18 protein-coding genes are annotated in these 21,950 nt (G+C 72.3%); 5 read left to right on the top strand and 13 right to left on the bottom strand.

Annotated elements, in window-relative coordinates; all coding sequences use genetic code 11:
• Positions 1–5 precede the first annotated feature (5 nt).
• The 4 genes from O7617_RS26130 (at position 6) to O7617_RS26115 (ending at position 5,346) form a co-directional block, all read left to right on the top strand.
• On the top strand, positions 6–1,889 hold the full coding sequence (locus tag O7617_RS26130) for a Xaa-Pro dipeptidyl-peptidase (protein WP_282258772.1): 1,884 nt from the start codon (positions 6–8) through the stop codon (positions 1,887–1,889).
• Between the two features lie 891 nt (positions 1,890–2,780).
• Entirely contained in the window at positions 2,781–3,434 is a 654-nt protein-coding gene (locus O7617_RS26125) for a C39 family peptidase (protein ID WP_282257804.1), read from the top strand.
• Positions 3,435–3,671: 237 nt separating this feature from the next.
• On the top strand, positions 3,672–4,607 hold the full coding sequence (locus tag O7617_RS26120) for a DUF1996 domain-containing protein (protein WP_282258771.1): 936 nt from the start codon (positions 3,672–3,674) through the stop codon (positions 4,605–4,607).
• Between the two features lie 58 nt (positions 4,608–4,665).
• Entirely contained in the window at positions 4,666–5,346 is a 681-nt protein-coding gene (locus tag O7617_RS26115) for a DUF305 domain-containing protein (RefSeq protein ID WP_282258770.1), read from the top strand.
• Between the two features lie 107 nt (positions 5,347–5,453).
• Here the strand turns inward: O7617_RS26115 and O7617_RS26110 are convergent, their stop codons facing one another.
• The 13 genes from O7617_RS26110 to O7617_RS26050 all read right to left on the bottom strand — a co-directional run bounded on the left by O7617_RS26110 (position 5,454) and on the right by O7617_RS26050 (position 20,681).
• Complete coding sequence (locus O7617_RS26110) at positions 5,454–6,275, bottom strand: CoA ester lyase (protein WP_282258769.1); 822 nt, start codon at positions 6,273–6,275, stop codon at positions 5,454–5,456.
• A complete protein-coding gene (locus tag O7617_RS26105) occupies positions 6,275–7,462 on the bottom strand; it encodes a CoA transferase (RefSeq protein WP_282258768.1) in 1,188 nt (395 codons plus the stop codon). Before O7617_RS26105 ends, O7617_RS26110 begins: the two co-directional genes overlap by 1 nt.
• Entirely contained in the window at positions 7,459–9,489 is a 2,031-nt protein-coding gene (locus O7617_RS26100; protein ID WP_282258767.1) for an SUMF1/EgtB/PvdO family nonheme iron enzyme, read from the bottom strand. The genes O7617_RS26105 and O7617_RS26100 overlap by 4 nt, the downstream gene beginning before the upstream one ends.
• Positions 9,486–10,424: a ribokinase gene (locus O7617_RS26095; RefSeq protein ID WP_282258766.1), complete on the bottom strand. Its 939-nt coding sequence runs from the start codon at positions 10,422–10,424 to the stop codon at positions 9,486–9,488. The genes O7617_RS26100 and O7617_RS26095 overlap by 4 nt, the downstream gene beginning before the upstream one ends.
• On the bottom strand, positions 10,421–11,785 hold the full coding sequence (locus O7617_RS26090) for an ADP-ribosylglycohydrolase family protein (protein ID WP_282258765.1): 1,365 nt from the start codon (positions 11,783–11,785) through the stop codon (positions 10,421–10,423). The genes O7617_RS26095 and O7617_RS26090 overlap by 4 nt, the downstream gene beginning before the upstream one ends.
• The gene (locus tag O7617_RS26085) at positions 11,782–12,930 is read right to left on the bottom strand and encodes an ADP-ribosylglycohydrolase family protein (protein WP_282258764.1); all 1,149 of its coding nucleotides are present in this window, start codon (positions 12,928–12,930) and stop codon (positions 11,782–11,784) included. The genes O7617_RS26090 and O7617_RS26085 overlap by 4 nt, the downstream gene beginning before the upstream one ends.
• 4 nt (positions 12,931–12,934) lie before the next feature.
• The gene (locus O7617_RS26080) at positions 12,935–14,227 is read right to left on the bottom strand and encodes a sugar ABC transporter substrate-binding protein (RefSeq protein ID WP_282258763.1); all 1,293 of its coding nucleotides are present in this window, start codon (positions 14,225–14,227) and stop codon (positions 12,935–12,937) included.
• Positions 14,228–14,265: 38 nt separating this feature from the next.
• Entirely contained in the window at positions 14,266–15,105 is an 840-nt protein-coding gene (locus O7617_RS26075; RefSeq protein WP_282258762.1) for a carbohydrate ABC transporter permease, read from the bottom strand.
• Between the two features lies 1 nt (position 15,106).
• A complete protein-coding gene (locus O7617_RS26070; RefSeq protein ID WP_278140039.1) occupies positions 15,107–16,042 on the bottom strand; it encodes a sugar ABC transporter permease in 936 nt (311 codons plus the stop codon).
• Positions 16,039–17,139 carry a LacI family DNA-binding transcriptional regulator gene (locus tag O7617_RS26065; RefSeq protein ID WP_282258761.1) on the bottom strand — a complete coding sequence of 367 codons (1,101 nt, stop codon included), beginning with the start codon at positions 17,137–17,139 and terminating at the stop codon, positions 16,039–16,041. Before O7617_RS26065 ends, O7617_RS26070 begins: the two co-directional genes overlap by 4 nt.
• A gap of 77 nt (positions 17,140–17,216) precedes the next feature.
• Complete coding sequence (locus tag O7617_RS26060; RefSeq protein WP_282258760.1) at positions 17,217–19,112, bottom strand: ABC-F family ATP-binding cassette domain-containing protein; 1,896 nt, start codon at positions 19,110–19,112, stop codon at positions 17,217–17,219.
• Positions 19,113–19,329: 217 nt separating this feature from the next.
• On the bottom strand, positions 19,330–20,082 hold the full coding sequence (locus O7617_RS26055) for an alpha/beta fold hydrolase (protein WP_282258759.1): 753 nt from the start codon (positions 20,080–20,082) through the stop codon (positions 19,330–19,332).
• Complete coding sequence (locus tag O7617_RS26050; protein WP_282258758.1) at positions 20,079–20,681, bottom strand: TetR/AcrR family transcriptional regulator; 603 nt, start codon at positions 20,679–20,681, stop codon at positions 20,079–20,081. The genes O7617_RS26055 and O7617_RS26050 overlap by 4 nt, the downstream gene beginning before the upstream one ends.
• A gap of 140 nt (positions 20,682–20,821) precedes the next feature.
• On the opposite strand from O7617_RS26050, the gene O7617_RS26045 reads away from it, so the two are divergent.
• On the top strand, positions 20,822–21,925 hold the full coding sequence (locus tag O7617_RS26045) for an aldo/keto reductase (protein ID WP_282258757.1): 1,104 nt from the start codon (positions 20,822–20,824) through the stop codon (positions 21,923–21,925).
• Positions 21,926–21,950 lie beyond the last annotated feature (25 nt).

Raw genomic sequence — 21,950 nt, 5'->3', positions numbered from 1 at the left:
CGCGCGTGCGTCGACCCCGTCATCTAGCGCTCCTGAGCGTCGGTGTGTCCGGCGCACTGGTGCTCAGCGCAGCCCCCACCGCGACGGCTGCACCGCCGACCGCCACCACGCCCACCGGCATCGTGGTCAGCGACGGCATGACCCAACCGGTGTTCTCACTCGCCGACGCGATCGAGGAGCGGGTGTTCGTCCAGACGCCGGTGGACACCGACCACGACGGCCGGCTCGACCGGGTCGCGATCGACATCTCCCGACCCCGGGAGACCGCGACCACCGGCTTCAAGGTGCCGGTCATCTTCGAGCACAGCCCGTACCGCAAGGGCACCTGGGGTGACGTGCCGTACCCGAGCGTGCTCGTTGACGAGCTGCCGCAGAACGGTCTGACCGATCGCACCGGACGCCGTGCGCTCGACGCGAGCGTCCAGCGGGCCCAGGCGAAGGCCAACCTGCCCGGCTCGCTGGACGACTACTACGTGCCCCGCGGGTACGCGGTGGTGCTGGGCCAGAGCGTCGGCACCGGCGACTCGGACGGCTGCCCGACCAGCGGCGACCAGGCCGAGACGCTCGGCACCAAGGCGGTCATCGACTGGCTCAACGGCCGGGCCAAGGGGTACGACGCCGACGGCGCCCCGGTCACCGCCGGCTGGACCACCGGCGCGGTCGGCATGACCGGCGTCTCCTACAACGGCACCCTGCCCAACCAGGTGGCCACCACCGGGGTCAAGGGGCTCAAGACCATCGTCCCGGTCTCGGCGATCAGCAGCTGGTACGACTACTACCGAGCCAACGGCCTGGTCGTCGCACCCGGCACGTACCAGGGCGAGGACCTCGACATCCTGGCCCAGTACACCGCCGGGCAGGCACGCGCCGAAGGGCAGTGCGCCGACGAACTCGCGACGATCACCGAGGAGCAGGACCGAATCACCGGCGACTACTCGACGTTCTGGCAGGACCGCGACTACCTCGACGCCCGCAACGTCAAGGCCAGCGTCTTCGTCGTACACGGCCTCAACGACTGGAACGTGAAGACCGAGCACTTCGCCGGCTGGTGGGACCAGCTCGCCAAGCGCGACGTACCCCGCAAGATCTGGCTGCACCAGGGCGGGCACGGCGGCCCCGGCAGCAGCGCCTCGGTGACCCTGCCCAGCGGGCAGACCTGGACGTACAAGCAGACCGAGAACCGCTGGTTCGACTACTGGCTGTGGAACGTGCGCAACGGCATCATGGACGAGCCGACCGCCGTGCTCCAGCGCGAGGACCGGGCCTACACCACGTACGCCAACTGGCCCGACCCCGCCGTCCGTGAGGTGGGCCTGCGGTTCGCCGCCACCGACGCCACCACCCCGGGTGCCCTCACCACCGGTAAGCCGCCGAAGGCCAAGGTCGAGCAGAGCTTCGTCGACCAGGGCCGGACCATCCACCCGGACACCCTGGTGTCCAACCCGGACACCGCGAGCGCGAACCGCCTCGCGTACCGCTCCCCCGAGCTGACGCAGAGCGTACGCATCTCCGGGCGGCCGGAGATGCGACTGCGGATGGCGATCGACAACAAGCCGGACGCGAACCTGACCGCGTACCTGGTCGACTATGGTCCGGCCGGGTCGACCGCCGCGCCGACGGTGGTGACCCGGGGTTGGATGGATCCGCAGAACCGCACCGGCGACGCCCGGACGACGCCGGTCAAGCAGGGCAAGATGTACGACTACCGGTGGACCATGGAACCGAAGGACTACATCTTCCCGGCGGGTCACCGGATCGGCGTGGTCGTGTTCTCCAGCGACCAGGAGTACACCCTGCTGCCGTTGGGCGGCACCGAGTTGCGGGTCGCGCCGAACGACAGCGAACTGCGGCTTCCCGTGGTCGGCGGGCGGACCGTCCTCGGCTTCTGATCCCGTCGCTCACGCACGCGGGTGGGGCAGTCCGAGATGTTGCGGTCTGCCCCACCAGCACGTCAGCCCCACCCCGGCACGCCTGCGCCGCGCCGCGGGCGCGGCGCGGCCAAGATTCGCGCAACTTCCGGGAAGGTGCTGCCTCACGGTGCCACGAGGCAGCAGTTTCGGGGATAGTGCGACATCGCCGAGCATGCGGTCGGATACGCCGACCTTCCGCGTCTCGTCGCGGGTGCCTGCGGCGGCGAGTCCGCGTGATCGACGCAAATGGTGCGATACGGCGCGTGCTGGTCGTGATCCACTCCGTTTCGCCGAACTCGGGGTATCCCCGGCACCCGGACACCGCGATATCGCCGAACCGGAGTGGATCAAGGCGGTGGTGGTCGTTGGCTGGGGCATTTCGCCGGGGCGGGTGCGTGGCAGCGCGGCTGCCGGCGGGGGCGGCCGGGCTCCTAGGCGACGTTCGCGCCGTACGTGAGGTTTGTCCAGGCAGCAGCAGCGGCAGGTCGGGGGCGAGCGCCGAGGTGGTGGCGGGGGTCACCCGGCTGGTGGAATCGGGGACCGGGCGGGGTCGTTTACCTGGCACGCCACCGCGACTGTCGGTCGTTGGTGCAGGGCATCCGCGGGAACACCGGCCGGACCGTCCGGGTTACATCCCCAAGCGCCACGGGCCGGGAGCCCGGCGGAATGATCCGCCGCCCCAGCCGGTTACATCCCTGGCTCGCCGGCCAAGCACCCGGCCGACCACCGGTGGAATGATCCGCCACCCCGGACCGTTGTGGTCTGTCCCGACGCCGACCCCACCGGGTCGCCGGGAACTGAACTTCCCCCGCATGGCCGTCCCCCGTGCGTCGTGCGGTGTCCCCCGATGAAGCAGAGGAGCACGCCATCATGCGTACCGATCTGATTCGTAAGACCGCCCTGACCGCTGCTGGTCTCGCGTTCACCGGTGGTGCCATCGCCGGCCCCGTGACCGCGGCGTATGCGATGTCGGATGCCAAGCCCACCACGCAGACGCAGGATCGTAAGAGTGGTGAGCGGGAGTTGGGTGTGCGCTACGAGGCCCAGCCGAACTTCTACTACTGCGGCCCCGCCGCCGCCCGTAACGCCCTGAGCGTGCAGGGCAAGGACATCAGCGTGGACGCCATGGCCAAGGAGATGGGCACCACCGAGGCCGGCACCAACTCCATCAACGACATCACCCCGGTGCTGAACAAGGAGACCGGCAAGAACGACGCCTACCACTCCGTCGAGATCAGCACCCCGAAGGCCGACGACAAGCAGACCGACAAGCTGCGCGCCGACATCGTCCGCACCGTCGACGACGGCCGGGCCGTGGTCGCCAACATCGCCGGCACCACCACTGACACCGACGGTGGTATCCACTCCTTCGAGGGTGGGCACTACATCAGCGTGGTCGGCTACCGCGACAACGGCGACATCGTCAAGATCGCCGACTCCGCCGACCCGAACACCGCCTCCTACGAGGTCACCGTCGAGCACCTCGCCGACTGGATCGCCACCCGCGGCTACGCCACCAGCTAAGCCGTAGACACACCGAAGGGCCGGACCCCACCACGGGGCCCGGCCCTTCGGCGTCTTTTCCATCAGGTGCCGGACGCATTGACAAGAGTCGACATATGGGTGACGCTGGGACCAAGAGAGCGCTCTCTCTTCTCGGGCTCACCAAGCCACCACCATGTCTGGCCAGGACACACTCCGCTGTCTTCGGCGGCGGCGCCGGAGCTGTCCCTGACCCGTCCTCTCGACAGGAGTCACACGATGGACAGGGCCGCACCCCTCTCCGGCATGCCCCGCCGACTGCGCCTCGCCACGGCGATCGGCGCACTACTGGTGCTCCTCGGCACGTACCTGGTCTCCGCCACCGACCGGGCCGACGCCGCCCCGGCCAGAGCCGACGCCGCACCCGGGCAGGCCGGTGGTGACTTCGGCACCAACGTCATCCGGGTCGCCGAGTTCCCCGCCGACTGCACCTACAGCCACCGACTGCCGGACGACCCGATCATCTTCCCCGGGCTGCCCGGAGCCTCGCACATGCACAGCTTCTTCGGCAGCACGGTGACGAACGCCGGCACCACGCTCCCCGACCTGGTCAACTCCCCCACCACCTGCAACCCGCGAGTGGACGTCTCGTCCTACTGGGTGCCGACCCTGTACCGGGACAACGTGCCGGTGGAGCCGGCGATCGCCACGTTCTACTACCTGGGCGAGGGCGTACGCTCCGACGTCGTCGCGAACACCCAACCGTTCCCGCTGGGGCTGCGTCTGGTCGCCGGCAACGCGAAGGCCACCGGGCCGAACGACAGCATCGCCCGTTGGTCGTGCCTGCACGCCGGGCACGTGCCGCCGTCGAAGGACTTCGTGAACTGCCCGTCCGGCACGATGCTGGAGTCGTACCTGGACTTCCCGCAGTGTTGGAACGGCCGGGACCTGGACTCGCCGGACCACAAGAGCCACCTCGCGTACCCGGTGAACCAGGCCTGCCCGAGCACCCACCCCGTGCACGTGCCGAAGTTGCGGCAGGTGCTGCGCTACCCGGTCACCGGCGACCCGTCGCGGTTCCGGCTGGCTTCCGGGCCGGGCTACACGATGCACGGTGACTTCTTCAACGCGTGGCCGGTGGCGGAGATGGCCCGCCGGGTCCAGGACTGCATCCGCCCCGTCATCAAGTGCGGTCACGACGGCCGACCGATCTGAGCGACAGGTCCGGCGGGCCCGGTGACGCGGGCCCGCCGCCCTGGCGGAAGGAGGTCGGATGCTCCGGTCGACAGCGTCCACGGTGCTCGTCGGCGTCCTGCTCGTCGCCGGCTGCGCCGCCGGGCCACCCGGCCCGTCCCGCACCACCACACCGACCCCGCCACCGGCGGTCACGCCGACATCGACCGAGCCACCGGCGGTCGACCTCGCACCGACCCGGCCACCGGCGACGGTCGCGCCGGCACCGACGGGACCGTTCAGCCCCACCGACATCGCCTGGCTCCAGTTGACGGCGGCGATGGCCGAACGCCTGCTGCCCGTACTCGAACTCGTGCCGGCCCGGACCACGGACCCGGGTTGGCGACATCTGGCCGCTCAGGTCGAGGCCACCGAGCGCGCCGACCTGCACCGGGCTCTCCGGCTGTTGGACGATGCCGGCGCGCCGACGACCAACCCGCACGAGGGTCACGACATGCCGGGCATGGTCACCGCCGAGCAGGTGACCGCACTGCGGGCGGCCACCGGGACACCGTTCCACCGGCTGCTCGCCGGGCACCTGCGCGCGCACCTCACGCAGGCGGCCCGGGTCGCCGTGGCGGAGCAACGCGCCGGGGCCCACCCGGCGGCCACGGCGATGGCCCAGGCCGTGGTCCGGGACGGCAACGCCCACCTCGCGCGGCTCGACCGGCTCGACCCGACGACGTCGGCCGGCGCACCGGCGACCGCGACCGCCCGCTGACCTCCGAAGGCACCACCAGCTCACGCGACCGCAGCCAGCCCGGTGACTCCGACCGCACCACCAGCCCACGCGACTGCGACCAGCCCGGTGACCGGCGACCGGTGCGCTCAGACGGCGTAGCGTGCGGCCAGATCGACGACACGCTGGGCGGCGGCCACCATCGCCCGGTCCGCGAACCGGCCGTCGGGCAGGACCACGGTCCCCGAGTCCCGCAGTTCCGCGTCCGCCACCGCGGCCAGCAGCTCGGCGGCGCGGGCCACCTCCCGCTCGGCCGGACGGAACGCCTCCACGATCACCGGAAGCTGGCGCGGGTGGATCGCCGTGCGGCCGAGGAATCCGAGCCGCCGCCCGACCGCACACGACGCGGCCAGACCGGCGAGGTCCACCACGTCGGCGTACACCGACATCGCCGGTGGGGTCAGACCGGCCGCGCGGGCCGCGACCACCACCCGGCCGCGCGCCCAGAGCAGGCCGTCGTCGTCGCTCACCCCGAGGTCCGAGCGCAGGTCGGCCTCACCGAGGCCGATCGAGGCCACCGCCGGGTGGGCCACGGCGATGGGGTACGCGGACTCCAGCCCGAGCGCCGACTCGATCAGCGGGTGCACTGGTACGTCGACGCGCTCGGCGAGGGCGGTCACCGTCGCGGCCGACTCGACCTTCGGCAGCCGTAGCCCGCTCAACCCGGGCCGGTCGGCCACCGCCGTCAGGTCGGCGTCGACGTCCGGGCCGGTCAGCTCGTTGACCCGGACCTGCACCGGCACCGGGTGCGGGTCGGCGAGGAACTCGGCGACGGCCTCGCGGGCGTACGCCTTGCGCCCGGCGACCACGGCGTCCTCCAGGTCGAGGATGACCGCGTCGGCGCCCGAGGCGACCGCCTTGGCGAACCGGTCCGGGCGGTCGCCGGGCACGTAGAGCCAGCTCAGCAGCATCAGAGCACGCCCCGTTCGCGCAGCGCCGCCAACTCCTCGTCGGTCAGGCCGAGCGCCCCGAACACCGCGTCGGTGTCCTGACCGTGCCGCCGTCCGGCGTGCCGGATCTCGCCCGGCGTGTCGGTGAGCCGGAACGGCACGTTCTGCATCCGCACCTCGCCCAACTCCTCGTCCGGCACTGTGCGTACGGTGCCGAGTGCCGCGTACTGCGGGTCGGCGAGGATGTCGCGTACGTCGTAGACGGGCGCGACGGCCGCCTGTGCCTCCTCGAAGGCGGCCACCACCTCGTCGCGGTCGCGCTGTGCCACCCAGGCGCCCACCGCGGCGTCCAACTCGTCGGCGTGCGCGGCCCGGCCGCTGCCGGTGCCGAACCACGGCTCGTCGACCAGCTCGGGTCGTCCCACCAGCCGCAGTACCCGCTCGGCGATGCTTTGCGCGCTGGTGGAGACCGCCACCCAGCGCCCGTCCGCGCACCGGTAGGTGTTGCGCGGGGCGTTGTTGTTGGACCGGTTGCCCAGCCGGGGCTGGACGTAGCCGATCTGGTCGTACCAGGTGATCTGCGGCCCGAGCATCGCCATGATCGGCTCGATGATGGCGAGGTCCACGACCTGCCCGGTGCCGGTGACGTCCCGGGCGCGCAGGGCGAGCATCACCGCGTACGCGGCGGCGAGCGCGGTCACCGAGTCGGCCAGGCCGAACGGTGGCAGGGTGGGCGGGCCGTCCGGTTCCCCGGTGGCCGCCGCGAAGCCGCTCATCGCCTCGGCGAGTGTGCCGAACCCGGGTCGGCGGGCGTACGGGCCGACCTGTCCGAACCCGCTGATCCGGGTGATGACCAGGCGGGGGTTGACGGCGTGCAGCTCGGCCGGGCCGAGCCCCCACCGCTCCAGGGTGCCCGGGCGGAAGTTCTCCACCAGCACGTCGGCGTCGGCGAGCAGTCGACGCAGCAACGCGGCACCGTCCGGGTCGGACAGGTTCAGGGTGACGGTGCGCTTGTTGCGGCCGAGGACTTTCCACCAGAGCCCCACGCCGTCCCGGGCCGGGCCGTGCCCCCGGGACGGGTCCGGCTTGACCGGGTGCTCCACCTTGATCACGTCGGCGCCGAAGTCGCCGAGGAACGCCGCCGCGAGCGGCCCGGCGAAGAGGGTCGCCAGGTCGACGACCTTCACCCCGTCCAGTGGCGCGGTCACCGGATCACCTCCGTGGTCCCCGGCAGATCCGTGGTCTCGGGCAGATCCGTGGTCTCGGGCAGATCCGTGGTCTCGGGCAGGTCCGTGGTCTCGGGCAGGTCGGCCGCGCAGCGGAAACCGACCTGGTCGGAGCGGGTGAGACCGGCGCCGGTGAGCAGCAACTTCACCGAGACGTCCGCCGGTTGCGGGCCGCCGTCGAGATACCAGTCGGAGCCCTCCGCCCGGTAGGCGGCACCACCCTTGAGGATGGCGAAACGGGTACGACCGTCGGAGTGCTCGCTGTCGGTCAGGTTCCACACCAACGGCTCACCCCTAACGAGCAGCCCCGCCTCGGCGGCGACCTGCCACTCGTCCTCGGTGGGCAGCCGCAGCCCGGCCCACTGGGCGTACGCCCGCGCGTCGGCCAACTCCACCCCGGTCACCGGGGCGTCGGCCGGTCCGCTCCCCGCCGTGAACCGTTCGGGGCGCACCGGGCGGTAGCCGCTGGCGCGCAGGAACTCGGCGTACTCGGAGTGGGTGACCTCGCGGACGGCGATGGCGAACCGGCCGAGTCGCACGCTGCGCCGCAGTGTGCCGGGGTGGTGCAGTCGGGGCGGCAACGGCTTCCACTCGTCGACGTAGGGCGCCTCGCCGTACAGCCCGGTCTCCCGCACCCGGTGCCGGACGACGAGGTCCCGTCGGCCGCCCTCGACGGCGACCATGCCCGGCGGCACCTGCGACCGGGGCGCCCACGGGGTGCGCACGCGTACCGCCTCGCGGGCCGGGAAGGCCGGGTCGCCGGTCGGCGGCTCGTGCTGGTGCGCGGCGGCGACACCGGGCGTCACGGCCGCTATCGCGCCGGCCGGCAGTGGACCGCCCACCGCGAGCCGACCGTCGGCGGTCTCGGTGACGGTCAGCTCGACACCGGTGACCAGGTCGACGAAACGTCGCCCGGCGTCCGGGTCGACGACCAGCCAGGGGCCGTCGTGGTCGGCGCCCCGGTTCACCACGGTCCACAGGGGTCGGTCGTCGTGCGTCCAGCGGGACGCGTACACCTGGCAGTGGCCGGGGTGGTCGGCCAGCGGCACCCAGTCCTCGGCGCGCAGCCACGCGGCGTGGCTGCTCTGCACCCGGCGCATCGCCCGCAGGACCGCCCGGTCCCGCTCGTTCCAGCCGACCCAGACGCCGAAGACGCTCTCCCAGACCAGTACGCCGACGCCGTTGAGCCAGGCGGAGTGCAGCTCGTCGAGGTGGTCGCGGTGCCAGCGCCGGGTGTGGTGCAGCACGTGCCGCCGCTCGAACCACTTGGCCCGCAGCACACCGGGCACCTCGGAGTCGGCGAACCACTGCGCCCACGACATCGCGTGGTCGGCGATGCGGGCCAACGGAACCCGGCTCTCGCCCTCCAGGATCATGCCGGGGCGGACCGCGTCCAGCGCGGCGCGCAGCTCGCCGGCGCCCTCCTTGAGGGTGTCCAGGAAGACCCCGTCGACGCCGAGCTTGCCGGCCAGCGCGGCGACCTCCTCGGCGTCGGTGCCCGCCTCGCGCCGGGTGCCGGTGTCCCACGGGTTGTAGTCGACGAAGACCCGCACCCCCCGTTCCTGGAACGCGCGGACCACCTCGGGCAGCTCCGGCACGTCCCGGTACCAGTCGAACTGGTTACGGTCGTCCAGGCCGATCACCGGGTACGCGTGCCAGAGCACCACCCCGTCGAAACCGCCGAAGTCCCGTCCGGCCGCGTCGAGGAACGCGTCGACGGTGAAGACGCCGCGCTCGTGGTCGTAGAGTGCCTCGTCCCAGAGCCAGGCCAGGCAGACGCTGAAGCAGTCGCCGGTGATCTCGTCGTAGTGCTCGCCGACGTAGCCGATCCGGTCCCGGGCGTCGGCCCGCCAGCGGGTGATCTGCTCCCGCCAGGCCGGCCAGTCCGCCGGGTCACCCGGCGCGGCGAAGATCTTCGCCTCGTCCAGGGTGCTCAGGTCGGCGTGCCCGCCCAACGGCACCTCGGTGGGCCGGTCGATCGGGCGCGGGACGTACGGGTTGAAGCTCACGTGGCACCTCGGTAGGTCGCGTCGTAGAGGGCGTCGATGGCCGGCCGGTCGGGCAGGGCGGTGGACGCCCCGGGCCGCTGGGCGCAGGCCGCGCCCGCGGCGCAGGCCCAGCGCAGGCTCGCCGTGACGGTGTCCTCGCTGACGGCGCCGCCACGCTCGGCCCAGCCCACGGCGAGCGCGCCGGTGAACGCGTCCCCCGAGGCGGTGGTGTCCACCGCGTCGATCTGTGGCGCCGGGACCGCGAGACGCAGGCCGCGCCGGTCGGCGTACGCGGCGCCGCGTGCGCCGAGGGTCAGCACCACCCGGGGCACCAGCTTCAGCAGCGCGTCGAGCAGCACCGGCGGGTCGTCGGAGGAGATCCCGGCGACGACGGCGGCCTCGTGTTCGTTGACCACCAGCACGTCGACCAGGTCGAGCAGTTCGGTGGGCAGCGCCGCGGCCGGGGCGGCGTTCAGCACCACCGTGGTGCCGTCGGCGCGGGCCCACTGTGCCGCCTGGGTCACTGCGGTCAGCGGCACCTCCAGTTGGAGCAGCAGCACGTCCGCCGCCGCGATCGTCGCCCGGTCGTCCGCGTCCAGCTCGGTAAGTGTGCCGTTGGCCCCGGGCGCGACGATGATGAAGTTCTCCGCCGCCCGGTCGACGCCGATCAGCGCGACACCGGAGGGGCCGGCGACGGTCCGCAGACCACGCACGTCCACGCCCGCGCCGACCAGGCTCGTCCGCAGCCGCGTACCGAACTCGTCGTCGCCGACCGCGCCCACGAAGTCGCAGGCCGCACCGGCCCGCGCGGCGGCGACCGCCTGGTTGGCGCCCTTGCCGCCGGGCACAGTCCGGAAGTCCTCGCCGAGCACCGTCTCGCCGGGGCGGGGCAGCCGCGACGCCGTGACCACCAGGTCCAGGTTGCTGCTGCCCACCACCGCCACGCGCGCGCTCATGCCACGCTCCCTTCCGGTCCACGCTGCCGTGCCAGGGCGAGGGTCCGTCGGGCCAGCTCGTCGAAGCCGATCCCGTCGAAGCCGCCGATGCTGCTGGCCAGCCGGTTGCGCAGCGGCGCGATCCAGCGGGCCGGCAGTCCGGACGCGCCGGTGAGGGCACCGGTCACCGCACCGACCGTGGCGCCGGTCGAGTCGGTGTCCCAGCCGCCGCTGACCACCGCCGTGATGGACCGCTCCAGGTCACCCCGGCCGTACGCCAACGCGGCGGCCACCAGCGCGGCGTTGTTGCGCACGTGCACCCAGTGCAGGTGGCCGTGCCGGGCGTACAGCTCGTCCACCACGGCCTCCCAGTCGTCGGCCCCCGCGCCGAGGGCCCGGGCCTCGCGGACCGTGGCCGCGAACCGGCTGCGCGGCGGCAGGACCGACTCGGCGGCGTCCAGCACCTCGTCCACGGTGTCCGCGACCACTGCCGCCGCGGCCAGGGCGGCGGCCCAGATCGCCCCGTGCACCCCGCCCCGGACGTGACTGACCGCCGCGTCGCGCAACGCCAGCTCGGCGGCGTGGTCCGGCCGACCGGGGTTGACCCAGCCGTACACGTCGGTGCGGATCTGCGCCCCGATCCACTCCCGGAACGGGTTGTGCCGGCGGGCGCTGCGCGGCGGCGCGTACCCGAGGAGCAGGTTGCGGTACGCGACCCGCTCGGCGGTGAAGACCCGCCCGCCGGGCAGCCAGTCCAGCCACGCCTGCGCCACGTCGGCGCTGGTGAAGCCCCGGCCGTGCGTCTCCAGCACCCGAAGCGCCAGCAGCGGGTAGTTCAGGTCGTCGTCCTCGGGCATCCCGTCGATGTTCTCGGCGAGGCTGGTCGGCGCGCTGCGCCGGTTCCACGGCCAGCGGGCGGCGACCTCGGCCGGGAGGCCCTTCGCGGTGAACCAGTCGCGCAGCGGCCACCTGTCGGTCGCGACCAGGATCTCCCGGATCCCGTCGCGCGGGATCTTCTCCACCGGCTTGCCGAGCAGGCAGCCGGCCGCGCGGCCCAGCCAGGCGCCGTGCAGCCGGTCGTGGTCCACCTCGGTCGGCAGCGACCAGCCGGTCGGCCAGCCGGCACGCAGCGTGGCCAGGTCGTCCGGCTCGTCGGCGGCGTCGACGCTGGGCAGCGCGTCGGCGGCGTCCAGCAACTCCACCGCGAGCGCCCGCAGCTCCGGCGCCGCCGGGGTCGGCGACGCCCCGCTGACCGGCGGAGTCAGGTCCCCGCCGGCCGCCGCCCAGCGCGCGGCGAGCGCGGTCACGTCGCGTCCCTCGTCCCGGCTGGCCGCCAACTCGTGCGGCAACAGGTCCTCCGGCTGCACCCAGGTGATCCTCACCGGGTCGACTCCCCCGCCAGCGCGGCGAAGCGGTCGGCCCGCCGGGCGAACCGCGCCCGGTCGCGCTCGAAGACCTCACCGGCCACCGCCGCGAGGACCCGGGCGGGCTCCACCAGGTCGGTCTTCGACGCGGTCGCGACCACCTCGGACCACTCCGTCGGCACCGCGTCCGCACCGCCCAGCGCCCCGGCGATGGCCGCGGCCATGGTGGCTGTCGAGTCGGCGTCCCGGCCGTAGTTGACCGACCCGAGCACCGCCGCCCGGAAGTCGCCGCCCGCCACCACGAGCATGCCGAGGGCCACCGGCAGTTCCTCGATGGCGTGCAGGCGGCTGGGCCGCCGTGCACCCAGCCCGGGGCTGCGGTACTCCTCCCCCACCGTGTCGAAGGGGGCGACCGCGGCCCGCAGCGCCGGGATCGCCTGCTTCCAGTCGCGGTGGCCGCGGGCCTCCTTGACCACCGCGTCGACGGCCGCGCGGGTGCCGTCGCGGGCCAGGTCCAGGGCCGCGGCGACGACGTCCTCGACGCCCGCGCCGGGGGCCGCCGCCGCCGCGACCGCTGCCGCGAAGACGGCAGCGGCCTCCCGCCCGTAGCTGTGCTGGTGCGCGCCGGCGATCTCCACCGCCTCGGCGTACGCCCCGGCGGGGTCGCCCGCGTTGACGATGCCGACCGGCGCCATGTACATGGCCGCGCCACAGTTCACGATGTTGCCGACCCCGGCCTCACGCGGGTCCGCGTGGGCGTGGTGCAGACGGGTGACCAGCCACCGCTCGGCAGCGGCGAGCCGGTGGAAGGTCACCCCGTCGCGCTCCAGGTCGGGGATGTACACCACCCGCTCGATCAGGTCGGGAACCAGCAGATCCACCACGTCGTACGCGTCGAGGTGGTCCCGTTTGGCCGCGTACGCGCGGACCAGGGCGTGGGTCATCAACGTGTCGTCGGTGAGGTGCCCGTCGCCCTTGTGGTACGGCGCGAGCGGTCGCGCGGTGGCCCAGTCGGCGTGGTACGGGGGCACGATGCCCTCGACCCAGCCGCCGAAGCGGGCGCGGATCTGCTCCGGCAACGCCGTCTCGGTGGCCCCACCCAGGGCGTCTCCGACCGCGGCGCCGACCAGGCAACCGACCGATGTGTCGAGCAAGAGTGACATGTCGTTACCTCGAAACCTGCTTGCCACCGTCGACCAGCTGAGTGCCGAGCTGGTCGATGGTGATCTTGTTGGCGAAGTACTGCTGGAGGGCCGGGGTGGCGTACTTGGTCTTCCACTCCGGGTAGCCGTCGGCCTGCTGGAACGGGGCGACGGTCAGGTCCTTGGCGCTGGCCGCCGCGACGTCCCAGCCCTGCTTGCCGGCGGTCAGCTTCACCAGCTCCTCGTTGGCCTGCTCGCCGGTCGGCACCAGCCAGTCACCCTTGGCCAGCGCGGCCATGTTGGTCGGGTTCAGGAAGTACTCGAGGAACTGCGCGGCCTGCTTCTTGTGCTTGCTGTCCGCGGAGACCGACAGCGTCTGCGGGTTGGCGGCCTGCTTGGCGGAGAGCCCCTTGAGCGGCGGCAGGGTGACCCACTCGAAGCCGGCCGGCGCCTGCTCGACCATCTGCTGACGCAGCGACACCGAGCCGGGCAGCATCGCGTACTTGCCGCCGAAGAAGCCGGGCAGGGTGTCCGCGCCGCTCATGCCCAGCGCCTCCGGGGAGGCCGACTTGGCGGTGTAGAGCATGTCGTGGATCCGCTTCGGGACCTCCTTCTCCCCGTCACCGACCTTGACCTCGGCGCGCCGGCCGTCGCCGTAGAAGAACTTGCCGTCGTAGTTGAGCGCCAGGTTGAGCACCCGGTTGGTCGGCGACTTCAGCGCCCAGGCCGCGCCGTACTGGCCGGGCTTGGTGAGCTTCTGCGCGTTGGTCTGGAACTCGTCCCAGGTCCATCCGCCGTCGGCCGGTGGCACCGCGACACCGGCGGCGTCGAGCAGCTTCTTGTTGGCGATGACGACCTGCGACTCCAGCAGGAACGGCACACCGGTGACCTTGCCGTCGGTGGTGACGGTGTCCCAGATGCCCTTGTCGATCTGGCCCTTCAGGTCGTCGGAGACCAGGTCGGACAGGTCGGCCAGGTAGCCCTGCTTGCTGAACTCGCCGATCGAGGACGCCTCGTAGTGCACGATGTCCGGCGCGTCGCCCCCCTCGAACGACGTGAGGAGCTGGTCGTGCACCGAGTTCCAGTCACCCTGGACGTACTCCACCTGGATGTCCGGGTGTTCGGCGTTCCACTTGGCGACCAGGTCCTTGTTGACCTGGAGCGACTCCTTCTGCCAGGCGAGGCTGAGGAACCGCAGCTTGGCTGGACCGGACGCGTCCTCGTCGCCGCCGCCGTCGCCGCACGCGGTGAGCGCGCCGAGGCCGACGACCGCGACCGCGGCAGCCGCCGCGAGCCGGCGGAATCGGGTACGGAGCATGGGGTTTACCTCCTTGGTGATGGTGGGTGGGGGACGTCTCAGCCCTTGACCGCGCCGGCGAGCGACCCGGACGAGAGCCGGCGCTGCATGAACGCGAAGAAGATCAGGCTGGGCAGTGTGGCGAGCAGTGAACCGGCGGCCAGTGGTCCCAGTCGGGCGGTGCCCTCGATGCCGACGAACCGGGCCAACGCCACCGGCAGGGTGGCCAACTCCGGGGTCTTGATCAGCACCAGGGCGAAGAAGAACTCGTTCCAGGCCGAGATGAAGGAGAACAGCGCGGTCGCGACCAGGCCCGGGGCGAGCAGCGGGAAGACCACCCGCCGCAGGACCTGCACCCGGCTCGCGCCGTCGACCGACGCGGCCTCCTCCAACTCGCGGGGGATGTTGCGGACGAAGCCCTGCAACATCCACAGCGCGAACGGCAGCGCCCAGACCACGTAGATCAGCACCAGGCCGGCGTGCGTGTTGGCCAGGCCGACCTGCCGCAGCACCAGGAAGATCGGGATGATCAGCAGCACGAACGGGAAGAGCTGGGACAGCAGCACCCAGCCCAGCGCGGCGGTGCCGAGCTTCGAGCGGAACCGGGCCAGCGCGTACGACGCCGGCATGGCGACCAGCACGGTCAGCACCGCCGAGGCGAGCGAGACCTGGAGGCTGTTGAGCGCCGCCCGGCCCAGCTCCTGCTCGGTGAAGGCCTGGACGAAGTTCTGCAGTGTCGGGTTGTCCGGGATCAGCGTCGGGTGCAGGCGGACCAGCTCACGTGGCGGTTTGAGCGCCGTGGAGAGCAGCCAGACCAGCGGGAACCCGAGGAAGATCAGGTAGCCGGCGAGAGCCAGGTACTGCAACGTCCGGCTGGTGCGGCTCGGTTTTCCGAACATGTCAGTTCGCCTCCCTGAGCCGACGACGGAGATAGACGGCGAGCAGCGCGATGATGAGCACGACCATCACGTTGCCGAGCGCGGCGGCGTAGCCGTAGTTGCCGTAGCGGAACGCCTCCTCGTAGGCGAAGAGCATCGGCAGCATCGTCTTGCCGCCCGGCCCACCGGCGGTGAGCACGTAGACCAGGCCGAACGAGTTGAAGTTCCAGATGAAGTCCAGCGAGGTGATGGCCACGATCACCGGCGCCAGGGCGGGCAGCGTGACGTGCCGGAACCGGTGCCAGGTGCTGGCCCCGTCCACCGCCGCCGCCTCGTGCAACTCACGACCCACGCCCTGCAGACCGGCGAGCAGAACGACGGTGGTCTGCGGCATGCCCGCCCAGACCCCGACGATGATCACCGCAGGGAGGGCGGTGCTGAAATCGCCGAGCCAGTTGGTCCGCAGCCCGTCCGCGCCGACGCGGTGGAAGAACTCGTTGATCAGGCCGGCGTCGGGGTGGTAGACGAGCTTCCAGAGGATGCCGACCACCACCGGCGGCATCGCCCACGGCACGACGGCCAGCACCCGGGCCACACCGCGGAACCGCAGTTGCTGGTTGAGCAGCAGGGCCAGCCCGAGGGCGAGCAGGAACTGCAGGACGGTCACCCCGACCGCCCAGAGCAGGCCGATCTTGAACGAGTTCCAGAACAGCTCGTCACCGAGCAGTTCCCGGTAGTTGGCCAGGCCGGTGAAGCTGACCTCGACGTTGCGCCCGGCCCGGGCGTCGGTGAAGCCGAGGTAGATGCCCCGCAGCAGCGGGAACACCGACAGCACCAGGATCGGCAGCAGCGACGGCAGGAGCAGTAGGTAGATGGTGGTGCGGTCGGACCGGAACCGGTTCGGCCGGCGGGCCGGCTCGGCCCGCTCGACGTCCGGCCGTTCGGTCAGGGTGGTCATGCGGTCACCCCTTCGCTGGACGGGTGGGTGGTCGGTGGGGTGCCCGGCGCGGCGGAACGGGGTGCCGGCAGCGACGCGGCGCTGGACGCGCGGACGGTGAGACTGGGTGGCACCTGCTCGCGGCGCGGCGGCAGGGTCGCGTCGGCGATGCGTTGCAGGAGGAGTTCGGCGGCGCGGCGACCACGCTCGGCCGAACCGAGCGAGACGCTGGAGAGCTGGGGGAACATCATCCGGGCCAGTTCGGTGTCGTCCATGCCGACCACCGCGACGTCCTGCGGCACCCGGCGACCGGCGGCCAGCAGGGCGTGCAGCGCACCGACGGCGATCAGGTCGTTGGCGCACACCAGCGCGTCCGGGTCGGTGCGGGCGAGAAGCCGTTCGGTGGCCGCCCGGCCGGCGGCGTACTGGAAGTCACCGACCTCGACCAGTTCCTCGTCGAGCACGATGCCGTGCCCGGCCAGGGCGGTCCGGAACCCGGCGTCACGCGCGGCGCCGGGAACGGTGTCGAGCGGGCCGTTGACGAAGCCGATGCGACGTCGGCCGGTGGCGACGAGATGGTCCACGGCCAGCGCCACACCCTGCCGGGAGTCGGTACGCACGTTGTCCACAGCGGCGTCCGCGCCGAGCTGCCCGACGACCACCACCGGCACCGGGCTGTCCACCAGCGCGGCCAGGTGGTCGTCGGTGACCCGGATCGGCGAGACGATCATCCCGTCCACGTAGCGGTTGGCCAGCCGCCGCAGCAGGGCGGTCTCGTTGTCGATCCGCCCGCCGGTGGCGTGCACCAGCAGTTGCCGTCCGGAGGACGCGACCACCGCCTCGATGGCGCGCATCATCTCCACGTACACCGGGTTGCCGATGTCCTCGACGGCGAGCGCGATCAGGCCGGTGCGCTGCGACTGCAACGAACGGGCGATCGCGTTGGGCACGTAGCCCACCTCGGCCGCCGCCTCGCGGACCTTGCGGATCGTCTCCGGGCTGCCACCGACGCCGTTGAGCACCCGCGAGGCGGACGCGATGGACACGCCGGCGCGGGCGGCGACGGTGTGCACCGTGGGCCGGCCGTCAGCCGGCTCCTGTAAACGTTTACGACCCACGTCCGGCACCTCCACCCGATAGCTGTAAACGTTTCCGGGGAGTCTGCTCCGCCGATGGCGGAGAGGTCAACCCCCCGTTACGAAAACGTTTCCAACCCCCCGGACCAGCAAACCCATCCCTCCCACCCTCCCGCGCTCCCCACCCCGGGACTCCCGCCGTCAGCTCCGGTGATCAAGAGGTTTGCGTCACGACACGCCGGGCGGAATGACGCAAACCTCTTGATCACCGAGGCGGGGGCGGGGGCGCGGGGGGGTGGGGAGGGTGGGGGCGTGGGGGGCAGGGTCAGTTTTCGGCCGGGCCAGCGGGAGCGGAGTCGCCGGTCGTGGCTCGCGACGACGACCGCGCCGGGGCCGGTGCTCAGGGCCTCCTCCAACTCGTCACAGAGCGTCGGCGAGAGGTGGTTGGTGGGCTCGTCCAACAGGAGCAGATCCGGCGGGTCGGCGACGAGCACCGCGAGCGCGAGCCGCCGACGCTGACCCACCGACAGGTCGACGACGGGGCGGTCGAGGTCCGGCGACGCGAGCAGCCCGAGCGACGACAGGGGCACGATCTCGGCCCGTTCCGCCCCGACGACGTCGGCGTAGATGTCGCGGGCCGTCCGCTGTGGACGGTCGAAGACGGTGTCCTGCGTGAGCAGCCCGACGCGCAGATTCGGCCGTCGCCACAGGGTTCCGTCGCCGGGCAGCCGGCCGGCGAGGACGGCGAGCAGAGTCGACTTTCCCGCGCCGTTCGGACCACTGACCAGCAGCCGGTCGCCGGCCGTCACGTCGAGGTGGTCCACCCGCAGTCGACCGGGGACCTCCAGCAACCGGACCGCGACCAACAACCGGACCGCGTCGACCGGCTCGCCGCCGCAGACGTCTCCGGCGAGCACGGGCGCAGGCGCACACGCAGGCACGGACGCAGACTGAGCCGCAGGCAGGGATGCCGACGCGGACGCCGGCGGGTGGAAGCGCAACGGCGCCGGTGGCGCGGCGATCTGGTGCCGTTCCAGCACCTCCAGGCGACGGGCGGCGTCCCGGACCCGGCGGGAGATCTGGTTCTGCACCCGGCCGGCGGTGTGCCCGTACCCCATCTTCTCGCTGTCGCGGGGAGTCCGCCCGTGGGCGACCTGATGCCCGGTCAGCGCGGCGGCCTCGCGCAGTTCGGCGAGCTGCGCCTGCTCCTCGTCGTAGCGGCGGCGCCAGCGCTGCGCCTCGGCCCGCTTGGCGGTGAGGTAGGCGGTGTAGCCGCCGCCGTGCCGAACCGGCCCGTCGACCGCCGGGTCCAGGTCGACGACATCGGTGCAGACCGCGTCCAGGAACGCACGGTCGTGGCTGGCCAGCACGACCACCCCGGGCATGGCCCGCAGTTGGTCCTCGCAGTACGCGGCCGCCGCGTCGTCGAGGTGGTTGGTGGGCTCGTCGAGCAGCAGCGCGCCCGGCCGGCGGATCAGCATCGCGGCGAGGGCGAGGCGGCCACGTTGCCCACCGGAGAGCGCGGCGAGCGTCCGGTCGTGGGGTAGTCCACCGAGGCCGAGGCCGTCGAGCACGCTCCGGGCACGTCGGTCGGCGTCCCAGGCGTCGCGGTCCTGCGCCCGTTCCAGAACCTCGCCGTACGCGGCCAGCAGCCGGTCGTGGTCCTCGCCGTCCTCCGGCGCGGTGGCGAGTGCGGTGCTGATCCGGTCCAGCTCGGCGAGGTCGGCTCGGGCCTCGCGGAGCGCGTCGTCGAGGACCGTGGCGATCGTCGCGGACGGGGTGAAGGGCATCTCCTGGTGCAGGAAGCCGACGTCCGACGGGCGGGTGACGGTGCCGGCGTCGGGCTCGTCGGCACCGGCCAGGATCCGCAGCAGGGTCGTCTTGCCGGTGCCGTTCTCACCGATCAGGCCGATCCGACGGCCGGGCGCCGCGGTCAGCGACACTCCGTCGAGCACCCGGCGGGTGCCGCGGACGCGTACCAGGTCATGGGCGATGAGGGCTGGTCGAACAGACATGGGGACCTCGGGGAAGGGAGATCCGGGGGCACACCCGGGTGGCCCGGCGGGAGCGGGGCATGACGACGAGGGCCGCGGCGACTGCGGCGCGATCACGCGCCGGTCGGCGGCCGGTCCGGGTTCTCACCCGGAGATGTCGTCGTCACCCGCCACGGCTGCTCCGATCTCCGGCGATTCGGCCGCAAGGATAGCCGCCCCTGCCCGGTGCCGCTCGCGCTCAGCCGGTCACCAGCAGCCGGGCGATCGTCGCGGGTTCCGCCAGGTGCGGGAAGTGGCCGCCGGGCAGCACCGTCACCTCGATCTCCGGCAGCGCTTCGGTCAGCCAGGCCAGGTAGGGGGCCCGTGGCTCCGACGAGGCCACCCAGCGGTAGGGGATGTTCCGCTCGCCGATGGAGCGCAGGTCGCGGAACCGGTCGGCGGCGACCTCCTCGTCGGACCCGTGCAGGATCTCGCCCCAGTAGCCCAGCAGCAGGTCCGGCCGGGGATCGGTCGCGGTTGCGACGAGCTCGCGCGCCTCGGCCGGCAACGACTCGATGCCCATCCTGGCCAGCATGCGGTCCCACACCTCCCGCCACTGCGGGCCGCGCAGGGTCGGCTCGGCCTGGCGTACGGCCACACCGAACGGGCCGGGCAGCAGGATCTGGTCCAGGTTCACCACACCGCGTACGGGATAGCGGGCCGCGTACGCCGTGGCGACCACCGCGCCGACCGAGTGCCCCACCACGATCGGCGTGTCGAGACCGGCCCCGGTCACCTGGGCGTGCACGACCTCGGCGACCTCCGTCATCCGGTAGGACGCCCGCCGGGGTGAGTCGCCGTGACCGGGCAGGTCGAGGGCGAGGACCTGCCGGTCCGCATCGATCGCCGCGAGCTCACGCCGGACCGGCCCCCACTGCCGACTGTCGTACGTCAGGCCGTGCAGCAGGACCAGCGGTGGCCGGTCGTCGTCGTTTCCCCGGGTCATGGTCATCGCAGTGGCCTGCCTCGCAGCGAGTCGATGGTGAGGTCGAGGGCCGCCTCCAGGTGGTCGATCTTGCCGGTGGAGAGCAGCAGCAGTACGCCGCCCTGGATGCCGGCCAGCAGCGCCGCCGCCGCGCGGTCGGCGTCCACCTCGGGGGCGATGTCCCCGGTCGACTGCATGTGCCGGACACCCTCGGCGATCTTGTCCTGCCACCGCCACATGAGCCCGGTCACGATCGCCTGCGCTCCCGGCGCGCGTCGTCCGGTCTGACCGAGCAGACCGTTGAGCGGGCACTTCACGCCCTGGGCGAGGTAGCGCTCGATCAGCCGGTTGCGCCAGGCCATCCAGTTCGGCCAGGAGGTCAGGTTGCTGAGCATCGGCTCCTGGTCGGTGAGCACCTGGTCGGCCTCGTGCTGGGCCACCGCGAGCAGCAATTCCTCCTTCCCGTCCGGGAAGTAGTGGAAGAGTTGACCCTTGCTGGTGCCGGTGTGCTCCATCACGTCCTCGAGGCGCACCTCGTCGACGCCGCGCTCGCGGATCTCCGCGGCCGCGCCCGCGACGATCCGCGCCCGGGTCGCCTCGCCCTTGCGGGTCAACGCGCGTGTCATGCGACCTCCGTCACCGGTATCCGTTCCCGACTGCCGGTCCAAGCCTACCCGCGGTTTTGGACTTGCAGGTCCATTTTTGCCGAGCAAAGGTCTGGCAAGCGGTCCGATCGGGGGCCGACACATGATCGGAAGGCGCAACGATGAACCACTACTACCTGCTCGGTCGGTCGGGTCTGCGGGTCAGCCGGCTGGCGCTGGGCACCATGAACTTCGGCGTCGACGGGTTCCATGCCGCGTACGGCAAGACCGAGGAGGAGTCCGAGCCGATCTTCCGCCGGTATCTGGAGTCGGGCGGGAACTTCATCGACACGGCGGACTTCTACACCGCCGGGGAGAGCGAGAAGATCCTCGGTCGGCTGATCGACCGGGCCGGTGTCCGCGAACGACTCGTGCTGACCAGCAAGTTCACCAACACCGTCGACCCGAGCGACCCGAACGCGAGCGGCAACGGCCGTAAGCACATCATGCGGGCCGTGGAGGCGTCGCTGAGCCGACTCGGCACCGACTACATCGACCTGTACCTGCTGCACACCTGGGACCGGATCACCCCGGTCGAGGAGGTCGTGCACACCCTCGACGACCTGGTCCGCACTGGCAAGATCCGCTACGCCGGCCTCTCCGACGTACCCGCCTGGTACGCGGCCCGCGCGCAGAGCTACGCCGAGGCGCACGGACTGGCCCCGCTGATCAACCTGCAACTGCCGTACTCCCTGGTCAACCGGGGCGTCGAGGCGGAGTTCGTGTCGATGGCGCAGAACGTGGGCATGGGGCTCACCGCGTGGAGCCCGATCGCCGGCGGCCTGCTCACCGGCAAGTACCGACGCAGTGGCGACGGCCTGAGCGGGACCGGCCGGCTGACCACTCCCAACGCCGGGGGCCGGGAGATCAGCCCCAGCGACTGGCAGGTCATCGACGCCCTGGAAAGCGTCGCCGCCGAGCTGGGCCGCAGCATGGCACAGGTCGCGATCAACTGGGTCGCCACCCAGCCCGCCGTCGCCTCGGTGATCATCGGGGCGAGCAGCGCCGAGCAGGTCTCCAGCAACTTCGAGGCGCTCGACTTCGAGATCCCGGCCGACGCCCGCCGCCGGCTCGACGAGGCCAGCGCCCCGAACCTCGGGCTGCCGTACGGCATGTTCACCCCGCAGTACCAGTCCTGGGTGGTCAGCCCCGGCCTGACCATCGGCGACAAGCCGGCCGGCTACGCGCCACCGGTGCTCAACGCCGCCGCCCAGCCAGCCGAGTGACATGCCGTTGAGCGGTATACCTCAG

This window comes from Micromonospora sp. WMMD1155 (assembly GCF_029581275.1).
GTDB lineage: Bacteria > Actinomycetota > Actinomycetes > Mycobacteriales > Micromonosporaceae > Micromonospora.
Note: the sequence above shows the minus strand (reverse complement) of the source record. Positions and strands in the feature narration are given on the sequence as shown.